10 protein-coding genes and 2 rRNA genes (1 of these 12 running past the window's edge) are annotated in these 12,362 nt (G+C 61.0%); 1 reads left to right on the forward strand and 11 read right to left on the reverse strand.

All coding sequences use genetic code 11. The features are described from left to right. Positions 1 to 83: 83 nt before the first annotated feature. Positions 84 to 707 (forward strand): TetR family transcriptional regulator C-terminal domain-containing protein, encoded by a 624-nt coding sequence (locus ACO06F_RS09260; RefSeq protein ID WP_421696398.1) that lies wholly within the window; start codon positions 84 to 86, stop codon positions 705 to 707. Between the two features lie 12 nt (positions 708 to 719). Here ACO06F_RS09260 and ACO06F_RS09265 read toward each other — a convergent pair whose 3' ends face one another. The 11 genes from ACO06F_RS09265 to ACO06F_RS09315 form a co-directional block, all read right to left on the reverse strand. After that, positions 720 to 2,006 (reverse strand): amidohydrolase family protein, encoded by a 1,287-nt coding sequence (locus ACO06F_RS09265; protein WP_421696399.1) that lies wholly within the window; start codon positions 2,004 to 2,006, stop codon positions 720 to 722. A 106-nt stretch (positions 2,007 to 2,112) separates the two neighbouring features. Then, positions 2,113 to 3,222 carry a 3-isopropylmalate dehydrogenase gene (gene leuB / locus ACO06F_RS09270; RefSeq protein WP_421696400.1) on the reverse strand — a complete coding sequence of 370 codons (1,110 nt, stop codon included), beginning with the start codon at positions 3,220 to 3,222 and terminating at the stop codon, positions 2,113 to 2,115. Positions 3,223 to 3,316: 94 nt separating this feature from the next. Continuing rightward, positions 3,317 to 4,618: a DUF1501 domain-containing protein gene (locus ACO06F_RS09275; RefSeq protein ID WP_421696401.1), complete on the reverse strand. Its 1,302-nt coding sequence runs from the start codon at positions 4,616 to 4,618 to the stop codon at positions 3,317 to 3,319. Positions 4,619 to 4,626: 8 nt separating this feature from the next. Then, the gene (locus ACO06F_RS09280; RefSeq protein WP_421696402.1) at positions 4,627 to 6,213 is read right to left on the reverse strand and encodes a DUF1800 domain-containing protein; all 1,587 of its coding nucleotides are present in this window, start codon (positions 6,211 to 6,213) and stop codon (positions 4,627 to 4,629) included. Between the two features lie 175 nt (positions 6,214 to 6,388). Continuing rightward, positions 6,389 to 6,760, reverse strand: a complete 372-nt coding sequence (locus ACO06F_RS09285) for a hypothetical protein (RefSeq protein WP_421696403.1) — start codon at positions 6,758 to 6,760, stop codon at positions 6,389 to 6,391. Between the two features lie 10 nt (positions 6,761 to 6,770). After that, a complete protein-coding gene (locus tag ACO06F_RS09290) occupies positions 6,771 to 7,613 on the reverse strand; it encodes a universal stress protein (protein ID WP_421696404.1) in 843 nt (280 codons plus the stop codon). 64 nt (positions 7,614 to 7,677) lie between these two features. Next, positions 7,678 to 8,430, reverse strand: a complete 753-nt coding sequence (locus ACO06F_RS09295; protein ID WP_421696405.1) for a Crp/Fnr family transcriptional regulator — start codon at positions 8,428 to 8,430, stop codon at positions 7,678 to 7,680. A gap of 65 nt (positions 8,431 to 8,495) precedes the next feature. Continuing rightward, positions 8,496 to 9,806 (reverse strand): NAD-dependent dihydropyrimidine dehydrogenase subunit PreA, encoded by a 1,311-nt coding sequence (gene preA, locus ACO06F_RS09300; RefSeq protein ID WP_421696406.1) that lies wholly within the window; start codon positions 9,804 to 9,806, stop codon positions 8,496 to 8,498. Between the two features lie 12 nt (positions 9,807 to 9,818). Continuing rightward, on the reverse strand, positions 9,819 to 11,153 hold the full coding sequence (locus ACO06F_RS09305) for an NAD(P)-dependent oxidoreductase (protein ID WP_421696407.1): 1,335 nt from the start codon (positions 11,151 to 11,153) through the stop codon (positions 9,819 to 9,821). A gap of 186 nt (positions 11,154 to 11,339) precedes the next feature. Then, a 5S ribosomal RNA gene (gene rrf, locus ACO06F_RS09310) occupies positions 11,340 to 11,454 on the reverse strand. 149 nt (positions 11,455 to 11,603) lie between these two features. Further along, a 23S ribosomal RNA gene (locus ACO06F_RS09315) occupies positions 11,604 to 12,362 on the reverse strand (it continues 1,991 nt past the right edge of the window).

Raw genomic sequence — 12,362 nt, forward strand, 5'->3', positions numbered from 1 at the left:
CCGCTCCTCCCCTGGTCTCTTGTTGCTTGGGCGAAACGCTAACCGCTCTTGACCATTCGATCAAGAATTAACACAGTGGCCGCATGGCACAGGCTGACACCGGCCCCCGGAAGACCCGCATCCAGGCGCAGAACGAGGAGCTGATCCTCAAGGCGGCGCTGGAGGTGTTCTCGGCCTATGGCTTTCGCGGCGCGACCGTTGACCAGATCGCCGCAAGCTGCGGCCTGTCCAAACCCAATCTGCTCTATTACTTCCGCCGCAAGGAAGACATTTACGTCGCCGTGCTGGAACACACGCTGCAGGATTGGCTGGAGCCCTTGCGCCAGATGGATGCCGCGGGCGAACCCATTGCCGAAATCACCCGCTACATCCGCGCCAAGATCCGCATGTCCCGCGACAACCCGGCGGCGTCACGGCTGTTCGCCAATGAGATCCTCCATGGCGCTGCCGCCATCGGCGGCTTTCTCAAAGGCCCGCTGCGGCAACTGGTGGACGAGAAGGCAGCCATCATCCAGGGCTGGATTGCCGAGGGGCGGCTGAACCCGGTCGACCCGCAGCATCTCATCTTCGCGATCTGGGCGACGACCCAGCACTATGCCGATTTCGATGCCCAGGTGAGCGCCGTTACCGGCAATCCCCCGGACGTGATGCAAAAGGCGGAAGAAACGCTGACCACGCTGTTCGTGGAGGGGTTGAGGCCGCGATAATTGAAATTCACCTCAGATCTTCGGCGCGTAATCGGCCCCATTCACCGTGCCGGGCCTGCCTTCAAGGTGAAGCGCCGTCACCCGCTCGGGCGCCTCTGCGATGACCTTGGCTCCTTTCACCACCTTCAGCCGGGCAGGCTTCAGGCGCAGCGCCTCCACCGGGGTCTTCGCTTGCAGCACCACGAAATCTGCCTTGCAGCCCTTCTCCAACCCATAACCCTCGAGATGCATCGCCTTGGCAGGATTGACGGTCACCGCATCGAAAGCCCAGCGCATCGCCTCGGGCGTGGTCATCAGGCCCACATGAAGCCCCATCCCCGCCGCTTCCAGCATGTCGGCCTGGCCCAGCGGGTACCATGGGTCCATCACGCAATCATGCCCGAAGGACACATTGATGCCCGCCGCGCGCAGTTCCGGAACGCGCGTCATGCCGCGGCGCTTCGGGTACGTATCGTGGCGGCCCTGCAGCGTGATGTTGATGAGGGGGTTCGGCGTGGCGTGGAGCCGGGCCTCGGTCATCAGCCCGATCAGCTTTGAGGCATAGTAATTGTCCATCGAATGCATGGAGGTCAGGTGCGAGCCCACCACGCGGCCCTGGAGGCCCAGACGCTGCGTTTCGTAGACCAGCGCCTCGACGTGGCGGGAGAGCGGATCATCGGTTTCGTCGCAATGGATGTCGACGAGAAGCCCGCGTGCGGCGGCGATTTCGCAGAGCTCCTTCATGCTCGCGGCACCGTCGGCCATGGTGCGCTCGCCATGGGGAATGCCGCCCACCACATCCACGCCAAGGTCCAGCGCGCGAAGTAAATTCGTCCTGGCCGACGGATCCCGGTAGAAACCATCCTGCGGGAAGGCCACCAGCTGCAGGTCAATGTAAGTTGAGACGCGCCGTCTGACCTCGAGCAGCGCTTCGACGCACAGCAGCCTGTCATCACACACATCGACATGGGTGCGGATGGCGAGAAGACCCTGCGACACGGCAAGATCGCAATAGCGCATGGCCCGCTCGATGACGGCGTCATGCGTCAGCAGCGGCTTCAGCTCTCCCCACAGCGCGATGCCCTCGAGCAGCGTGCCGGAATTGTTGAGCCGCGGCATACCGAGCGAGAGCGTGGCATCCATATGAAAATGTGCATCGATGAAGGGCGGCGAGACGAGATAGCCCTGGGCGTCGATCACCTCCCGGGCATCGCCCTTGATGGCGGGCGCGACCTCGGCGATCCTGCCATCCACGCAGGCAATGTCCATGGCCTGCCGCCCGTCCGGCAGCGTCACGTTTCTCACCAGAAGATCGATCATGCTGCCCTCATCATCCAATGTCCGTCATGCCAGCGAAGGCTGGCAACCCGCCTCAGGCCGCCAAAGTGGGATTCCGGCCTTCGCCGGAATGACGGCCGTACAGAACTCACGCCAGCTTCTTCAGCTCCGTGAGGATGGCCGCGCCCATCTGGCTTGTCGTTGCATTGGCCGCCTGGCCGCCGGCGATATCCTTGGTGCGGATGCCCTTGGCAAGGACGGCGGCAATGGCCTGATCGAGCTTGTCGGCCCAGTCTCCCAATCCAAAGGAATAGCGCAGCGCCATGCCGAAGCTGGCGATCATGGCGATGGGGTTCGCAGCGCCCATTCCCGCAATATCAGGGGCCGAGCCATGCACCGGCTCATAGAGCGACTTGCGCCGGCCCGTCGTTGCATCTGCTGCGCCAAGCGAGGCCGATGGCAGCATGCCGAGGGAGCCTGTGAGCATGGCGGCAACGTCCGACAGCACATCGCCGAACAGATTGTCGGTGACGATCACATCATATTGCTTGGGCCAGCGGACGAGCTGCATGGCGCAATTGTCCGCCAGCACATGCTCGAGCTGGATATCGGGATATTCAGCCGCGTGCACGCGGGTGACGACTTCGTTCCACAACACGCCCGTCTTCATGACGTTGCGCTTCTCGGCTGAAGACACTTTCTTGTTGCGGGTGCGGGCGAGCTCGAAGGCCACACGGCTGATGCGCTCGATCTCGTAGGTTTCATAAACCTGCGTATCGATGCCACGCTTCTGGCCATTCCCGAGATCCGTGATGGTCTTGGGCTCTCCGAAATAGACGCCTCCCGTCAGCTCACGCACGATCAGGATATCGAGGCCTTCGACCACTTCGCGCTTGAGCGATGAGGCATCGGCCAAGGCGGGGTAGCAGATGGCGGGGCGCAGATTGGCGAAAAGGCCCAGATCCTTGCGCAGGCGCAGGAGGCCTGCCTCGGGGCGCACCTCATAGGGGACCTTGTCCCATTTGGGGCCACCGACCGCGCCGAACAGCACGGCATCAGACGCCATGGCCTTGGCCATGTCGGCTTCCGAAATTGCCTGGCCATGCGCATCATAAGCCGAGCCGCCGACAAGCCCGCGGTCAATCTCGAAATGGGCAATGCCTTGCGCGTTGAACCAGGCGATCACCGCCTCGACTTCCTTCATCACCTCCGGGCCGATGCCGTCACCCGGAAGCAGGAACAGATTGTAGCTCGCCATGAAAAACGCCCCGATTGCTGAAATCGGGGCGATGGGTAGCGGCTTGACGTGCCGGAGGCAAGGGGGAACTGGGCCTGCCTCCGGCTGCTTGCGATTAGGCTCCGCCCAGCACGTTACTCAACTTGCTGATGCCGGTGGGCAGCATATCAACGCCGGGGAAAACATCCTTGTTGATGAACTGCGTGTTGGTTCCGGCATCCGCGATGTCCAGATGCTCCTTGATGACCGCCTTGAACAGATCGCGCGTGTCATAACGCGCATAGACATCCTTGTTGGCGGCCAAAGCGCCGGGAGCCAGAAGGTTAGGCCACTCCCCGATAATGCCGCGCTTCTTGATGGCGCCGCCAGCCAGGAGTGCGGTGGTGCCAATGCCATGATCGCAGCCGCCATTGCCGTTGTCGGAGACGGTGCGGCCAAACTCGCTGACGCAGACCACCACCGTCTTGTCCCAATAGCCCAAGCTCATCGCGCGGTCCCGGAACAAGCCAAGCGAGGTGTCGAAATTTGACAATACCTTGGCGGTGTTCGCAGAGGCCGCCACATGCGTGTCGAAATTATCGACAGTCAGCACCGCAACACGCGGGCCCGTATCCGCACCGAGCAGACGCGCCGCACCGATGAAGCTTCTTTGCAGCGCATCGCTATAGGGCTTGTCTTCAGGCCGGCCAACCGCGGCCGCATCAGTGGCCGCGCCGTCTTTGAGAACGCGCCCAAGCTGCGGCGCGGCCGTATCATAAATAGAGGTGAGTCTGGCCGCCGCAGGTGATTTGAAAAAGTCCGGGCTATAAACCCAGGGGCTCCAGGAAAACACCGGCTCGCTGCCCGAAAGGATCACCGGCGTATTGCCGATCTGCAGCGGTTTACCGCCAAGCTGGATTTTCTTCTGGCCGGGTATCGTTGCAAACAGACGGTTCAGCCAGCCACTGTCGCTGCGGGCGCTTGCTGCAAGTCCGTTCTCCAGATTGAAGGCGCAATCGAAATGCGAGCGTGTCTGGAGCGGCGGGGCGATGGGCAGAATGATCCGCGCATTGTCCCGCGTGAACATGTCATGGAAATTCTTCATCACGGCATTGAGCTTGAAGCCGCCGCCCACATCCAGCTGCTTCGCAAGATCGAGGCACAGCGTGCCGCGCGAGGCCGGGCTGTAGCTTGCGTGATCGAAGGGCAGCACATTCAGCCCGTCGACTCCGCCGCGGAGAAGCACAATCAACAGCCGAGGGTCCGCAGCGCCAGCCGCAGATGCGATACGCGGCGCGAAAGCCAGGCTGAACAGGCTTACGGACAGCCCCAGCATGTTGCGGCGGCTGAGGAGAAGCTGCGATTCCGCGCAGCCTCCATCAACGGGCTCAAGAGCGAGGGGATCGATATCGTGGTGGTCGTAATGGTCATTGATCATGATGTAGCTCACGCGAGAAGATATTCGGGGGATGAGAAGAGCAGCGCCAGCGCAAGCACATTGTCGGTTTTTGCTTGCTCAACAACACGCGCGCTTGTGGCGGTGGAAAGCGTGTTTCCGAACACGTTCTGCACCAGATTGACGGCCAGGGGCATGGTCCATTGGAAGCTCCGCGTTTGGGCCACAGGCTTTATCAACGTGCCGTCCTGGATCTTCGAGCCGTCGGGCACGCCATCACGGGTGGTGATGATCATTGTGCCTTTGCCCATGGGGAAGGCCTTCATCCGGCTCAAGAAGTGATAGGCCACATTGGCGCGCAACCGCAGCGCATCGCCATTCATCCAATAGGAATTGCGGTTTGGAAAGCCGTCGGGTGTGCGCCAGCTCCACGGCTTTTGCCCGAGAGTCTGGAGATAGCCTTCGATACAATCCTGGAAAGTAACGGCATCTCCCGCCGCCACATTGGTAAGCGCCAGATGGGGAATATTCAGCGCCCGCATCATGGAGATGAACCATGGGTAAGGCTGCCTCAGCCGGTTGAGCGGGGTTGTCCAAGCCTCCTCGAGATTGAGCAGAGCCCGCGCCACTTCCTTGAGATTTCCTTTGGTGGCGATAAATGTGTCAGAAAGAGTTTTGACGGCCGCGTCGCTCGGCGTATCCGTCACGAAATGGCAGAGCATCTCCCGCGCGATGTGTTGTGCGGTCAGAGGGTGGTTGGCGAGATCCTTGAGAACGGCGATGCCTTGGTCTACGCCTGCTTGGGCATAGGTCTTGCCAAGCACCGTCTGCGGGCCGGGAGCATGTAACTGCGGGACAAAGGTGTGAATGCCGGCCAGCGGATTGGCAATGAGCGCTGATGGCACGCTATATTTCTGCGCGTCGGAAGCATTATGCGCAACACTCCAGCCGGTGAGGACTTTGGCCAAGGCCTCCACATCCCTCTGCTCATAGTTGCGGACCTTGTCCACCTCCCGGTTGGCCGAATATTCGCAGCTTGTGCCAACGGTATGCAGCTCCAGAATCTCGCGGGCGAAATTTTGGTTGGTGTTCGTGCGTGTCGAATTGCGGCCATTGAGATAGGTCAGCATGGGGATGCTTTGGCACACGCCCAGCAGCATGGTTTCAAACTTGCCAAGCGTGTTGGCGCGGATCACCTGCCGCTCCACCAGCCCGGCATAGGCCGTCACCGTGGGGCTGGCGAGAGACATGTTGAAATGGTTGAGCCAGAACATCGCCAGCCGCTCCACAAAACCAACCCGGCAGAGCATGTGCTTGGCATAGCGCGCCCGCAGCTCCTGATCGAAGTTGGTGCCCACCGCCCTCTGGCCATTGGCGAGGGGGCCTGCTTCCGCCGGGCTGAGCAGCAGCTTATAATTTTCGCCTGCCGGATCCAGATCGATTGAGTTAATGGTTGCTGCCGCCGGCGCGTCCAATTCTTTCAGGCATTGGTCATAGGCGGCACAGGGCGTTGCCCACAGCGATGCATCTTGGTCGCGCCGCGGCCCCAGGCCGAAGCGCATCACCGCAATCCGCGCCTGCTCCGCCGGCGTCATCTTGTTTAGAAAATTTGGTCTCTGAGGCGCAACGTTCGCCATGGGCTCCTCCAGGAATTTACAACTTAACCTGGAAAACCTTGTAACGAACACCCGCAGGTGGAAGAAGCGCTTGGAAGATATACTATGTACAGCTGTCTAGAGAGAGACCTGAAATTCCGGCTGATTCATCCATGTCTTGCTAACCTTGCCGAACAGGCAAGAGCGCTGTCCGGCATCACGCCGCGACCGGCTGCACCCGCACCACGCGGAAGGTGCGCATGCCATCATCCTCGCGGATCGAGACATACTCGCCCAGCGTGAAGGCGTGGTCTCCGAAGCGGTAGCCTGCTTCGTCATCTTCCTCGTCGGAGTCGATGTCATAGTGAAACGCCCAGCTGCCCCCGCCCTTGCGGATCAAGTGGCCCACATCGTCGGCCTCGCCCGGGCGGAACCGGACAACGCGGCAGTTCTCGCGCCGCTTGTGCCACTCCTCAGGGTCGATTTTTCCGTTCTTGTCCAGCGGGGCCGCGAACTCATAGCCGATGGCATTGGAGCCTTCCGGATGGTCATGGTCACGGGCCAGCTCGAGCCGGATCTTGGTCAGCATGAAATACTCCTCAATGAGACATCAGCACGGGGCAGCCCATGCGATTCAGAACAAAGCGGGTGGCACCGCCAAAGATGAATTCCGCCAGCCGGCTGTGGCCATAAGCCCCCATGACGATCAGGGCGGCGCCGCAATCCTCCGCGCAGCGCATCAGCGCCTGGCCTTCGTCCTGGCCTTCGGTGGGGTAGCCTTGCGCCTCCGCTTTGACGCCATGGCGCGAGAGCGCCTCGGCCAGATCAGCACCTGCCACGCTGCCGCGGAGGTTTGGATCCTTCTGTGGGTCGATGCGCACAACCCGCACTTTGGCCGCCTTTTTCAGCAGCGGCAGCGCATCGAATGTGGCGCGCGCCGCCTCCCGCCCGCCGTCCCAGCCGATGACGATCTCGTTCAGCGACAGTTCCGCCTTGCCCTTGAAGGGCAGCACGATGACGGGCCGCCCAAGGGCCATCACCACCTGCTCCACGAAATCGCGCTCGACGCCGGTGATCTCGTCCGGGTTGGTGGCGGACACGATGACGACGTCGGCCACGCGGCCGGCGGCCACCACCTCCTCGGCGATGACGGGCGTGCGTGCATCGATCTGATGGAAATCATGCGACAGGCCTTCGCGCTGCATGGCCTCTTCGAAGACCTGCTTCACACGCTGAACATTGTCCTTGAAAAAGCTGCGGTTGCCCTCGAACACCTGCGGGGCGGCCTCGAAGCCGACAGAGGGATAGACCTGCACCGCCGGAACGACATAGAGGCCGGACACATGCGCGCCCGTCTCCCGCGCCAGGCTTTGAGCGGCGGCCACGGATTCTGACAGCCGCCCGATCTCGTTCAGGGACACCAGGATTGTCTTGTAGGTCATCGCTTCATCCTCTCGTATCTGATCGAGTTATGGAGAGTGCGCGGGGGCGGGTCCTTGACCCCGATCAATGACGGTGGCGGTCCTGGCCTGCAGATTGGGCCAGCCGGTCAAGATCCGGCACCATGATCAGCCGGTTGGTGCTGAGGCGGATCACATTGCTGGTCTTCAGCCGCGTCAACTGGCGGCTCACCGTCTCGATCGTCAGGCCCAGATAATCTGCCATGTCGGAGCGGGTGAGCGGCAGTTCGAAAGCGGCTGTCATCTCACTGCTCTTGTGGGCGCAGCTGGTGAGCAGGCTGCGGCGGGCGAGCATGTAAAGGAAGCTTGCCACCTTTTCTTCCGCCGTCTTGCGGCCCAGGAGCAGCATCCACTCGCGCGCCGCATCGAGCTCGTCCAGCGTATGCTGGAACAGGCGCTGCTGAAGCCCCGGATATTCGCCCACCAGCCGCTCAAACGCCGCGTTGGGAAAGGTGCAGATCTCGACGTCGGTTGCGGCTTCCGCCGTATAGGGATTGTTTTTGGAATAGGCGCGGCCCAGAAAATCCGGGGCAAACAGCAGGCCCACGATCTGCTGGCGGCCGTCTGGAAGTGTCTTCGTCAGCTTGATCGCGCCCGAAATCACATTGGCGAAGAAATCCACCGGCTCTTCATCCGAGATGATGGTCTGGCCTGCCGGGACTTTCTTGCGATGGGCAATATGCGCAAGTTTCTTCACCTGCACGTCATCCATGGCGCCGCAAACGGCCTGATGCCGCACCGAACAGTGGTCGCAGCGTTGCAGAATGTCCGGAATTGCGCTGGTCGGGGAGCCATGCATGATTGTCAATCTACCCCGGCAGTGTGCGAACAGCAAGTATCCTGCAGACCCGCTCCGGACAGGGCCTATTCAGCCGCTTTCAGCGCCATGGGATTGTTGGGGTGGGTCGTCCAGTTTGCATAGGCAGGCTCGATCCTGCGTCCGGTCCGGGGGTCCACCCCCTCCGTCTGACGCACCATGGTGATGCAGTTGTCGACCGGGCAGACCTCGACACACAGGTTGCAGGCCACGCATTCCGCGTCATTCACCTCGAAATGCCGCTTGCCGTCCTTCTCCTTGAAGATTGCCTGGTGAGACGTGTCCTCGCAGGCGGCGTAACAGCGTCCGCATTTGATGCAGAGCTCCTGGTCGATGTGGGCCTTGGTCACATAGTTGAGATTGAGGTACTGCCAGTCGGTCACATTGGGCACGGCCCGGCCGCGGAAATCCTCAATGGTCGCGTAGCCCTTCTGGTCCATCCAGTGGGCCAGGCCCGTCTTCATTTCCTCGACGATGCGGAAGCCATAGGTCATTGCCGCCGTGCACACCTGCACCGTCCCTGCCGACATGGAGATGAACTCCGCCGCATCGCGCCAGGTGGTGATGCCGCCAATTGCCGAGATCGGAAGCCCGCGCGTTTCCGCATCACGTGCAATCTCGGCCACCATGTTCAGGGCAATGGGTTTCACCGCAGGCCCGCAATAGCCGCCATGGCTGCCTTTGCCGTCAATCGTCGGCACGGGCGCAAAATTGTCGAGGTCGACGGAGACGATCGAGGAAATCGTGTTGATGAGGGAGACGGCATCCGCCCCGCCCTTCTTCGCCGCGCGCGCGGGGTAGCGCACATCGGTGATGTTGGGCGTGAGCTTCACGATCACCGGCATGCGTGAATACTGCTTGCACCAGCGGGTGACCATTTCAATGTATTCCGGCACCTGGCCCACGGCCGCACCCATGCCGCGCTCGCTCATGCCATGCGGGCAGCCGAAGTTCAGCTCGATGCCGTCACATCCGGTTTCTTCGACCCTGGGCAGGATCGCCTTCCAGGATTCCTCCGTACACGGAACCATGATGGAGACGATCATGGCGCGGTCCGGCCATTCGCGCTTCACCTTTTTGATCTCCTGGAGGTTCACCTCCAGCGGCCGGTCGGTGATGAGCTCGATGTTGTTGAGGCCCAGAAGCCTGCGGTCCGCCCCGTGGATGGCGCCATAGCGTGGGCCATTGACGTTGACGATGGGCGGGCCCTCTTCGCCCAGTGTCTTCCAGACTACGCCACCCCAGCCCGCCTTGAAGGCGCGGACGACGTTGTATTCCTTGTCGGTGGGCGGCGCGGAGGCGAGCCAGAAGGGGTTGGGGGACTTGATGCCGATGAAGTTGGAGCGCAGGTCAGCCATGGTGATGATCCTTTACGCCTTGAGGAACTGGTTGATCGATTCAGCCGCACGGCGGCCGTCATCGACGGAGGCGACCGTCAGGTCCTGGCCGCCCGCCACGCAATCTCCGCCAGCCCAGATGCCGGCAACGGAGGTTCGCCGAAGGCTGTCGACCTTGATGCGCCCGGCTTCGAGTTCCAGCCTGCCGCCCGTTACATCCACGAAGCTCTGGCCGATCGCCTTGAAGATCATGTCGGCGGAAATCTCGAATGTCTCACCTGTGCCGGACAGGCGCCCGCCCGCCTCGCGCATATATTCGCATTGGAGGCCCACGGCCTTGCCATCCCGCACCAGCACTTGTTTGGGCGCGACCCAGTGCTTGATCCTGACGCCGCGCGTCTGGGCAAGTTCCTGCTCATACCGGCTGGCCTTCATCTGTTCCGGCCCGCGGCGATAGAGGATGGTCACATCCTCCGCCCCCAGCAGCTTGGATTGTACGGCAGCATCGACGGCCGTCATGCCGCCGCCGATCACCACAACGCGGCGTCCCACTGGCAGGCTGGAAAGATCAGAAGCCTGGCGCAGCTCCGCAATGTAATCGACGGCGTCTTCCACACCTGGGGCATCGTCACCTGCGGCCCCAAGCGCGTTGACGCCCTGAAGCCCGATCGCGAGGAAAATCGCATCATAGTCCTGCTGCAACCCGGCAAGGCTCAGGCCATTGCCCAGCGACTGCCCCGTCATCAGCGTGATGCCGCCAATTCCCAGCACGAAGTCCACTTCCTTCTGGGCGAAGCCATCGGTGCTCTTGTAAGCAGCGATGCCGAATTCATTGAGGCCGCCCGCCTTGGGCCGCGCCTCGAACACCGTCACCTCATGTCCATGGAGCGCCAGGCGATGGGCGCAGGAGAGACCAGCAGGTCCGCCGCCCACAACTGCAACCTTCTTTCCCGTGGAGGCCGCACGGGCGAACGGCTGCGCGCCATCGGCCATGAAGACATCCGTCGCATAGCGCTGGAGAAGGCCGATTTTCACCGGCTTTCCCTCCGCCTCCTGGCGCACGCAAACCTCTTCGCACAGAGTCTCCGTGGGGCAGACGCGGGCGCACATGCCACCGAAGATGTTCTGGTCGAAAATGGTCTTCGCCGCGCTCTTCGGGTGGCCCGTCTGGATCTGGCGGATGAACATGGGAATGTCGATGGAGGTGGGGCACGCCTGCATGCAGGGCGCATCATGGCAGAAATAGCAGCGATCCGACTCGACCAGAGCCTCATGGGCATCGAACGGCGGATGGATATCGCTGAAATTGACGGCATAGTCCGCAACGGACAGGCGCTTGCCCGCGATATCAGGCTTTGTCTCCGCCATGGTCGCTCCCTCCAAGAAGCTGATGTTTTCTGGAAGGATGACAGGATTTGTTCAAACGGTCAAATTTTCTAAGGATGACCCAATTTTTGAACGCCAAAAAACCCCGCTTGAGCATTTCTGCTTTTAGCGGGGTTTTGTGGGTTGTTTTGTGAATGAAGGGTATTTGTATTCTTCTGTCATTTGCAGGCCTGGCAGCGACCTACTCTTCCGCGTCTTAGGACGAAGTACCATTGGCGCTGGGGCGATTTACGGCCGAGTTCGAGATGGGATCGGGTATGGACGCCCCGCCAGAGCCACCAGGCCGGCGAATGACAGAAGGGATCAAGTAGTGAGTAGCGAATAGGGGAGCGGCTGTGCCGCTCTATGTACTATTCGCAATTCGCTATTCGCTTTTTCGAGCACATATGAGTTTTCTGAGATCGTCCATTCACATGGACATTGATAATGAGAGCGATCAAGCCGATCGAACGATTAGTACCAGTAAGCTACGGACATTGCTGCCCTTCCACACCTGGCCTATCAACGTGGTCGTCTTCCACGGTTCTCAAGGGAGAACTTGTTTCGAGGTGGGTTTCCCGCTTAGATGCCTTCAGCGGTTATCCCGTCCACACATAGCTACCCTGCACTGCCGCTGGCGCGACAACAGGTCCACCGGAGGTGTGTTCATCCCGGTCCTCTCGTACTAAGGACAAATCCTCTCAATTCTCCTACAATCACGGCAGATAGGGACCAAACTGTCTCACGACGTTTTGAACCCAGCTCACGTACCACTTTAATCGGCGAACAGCCGAACCCTTGGGACCTTCTCCAGCCCCAGGATGTGATGAGCCGACATCGAGGTGCCAAACGATTCCGTCGATATGGACTCTTGGGAATCATCAGCCTGTTATCCCCGGCGTACCTTTTATCCGTTGAGCGATGGCCCTCCTCACGTGGGACCACCGGATCACTATGGCCGTCTTTCGACTCTGCTCGACTTGTTTGTCTCGCAGTCAGGCAGGCTTATGCCATTGCACTCGACGACTGATTTCCGACCAGTCTGAGCCTACCTTCGCACGCCTCCGTTACTCTTTGGGAGGCGACCGCCCCAGTCAAACTACCCACCATACACTGTCCCGGGCCCCGATAGAGGGGTCGCGGTTAGACATCCATGTCGCCAAGGCTGGTATTTCACATTGCGGCTCCACGAGAGCTAGCGCCCCCGCTTCA

Origin of the sequence: Aestuariivirga sp. (assembly GCF_965227715.1) — a bacterium.
GTDB lineage: Bacteria > Pseudomonadota > Alphaproteobacteria > Rhizobiales > Aestuariivirgaceae > Aestuariivirga.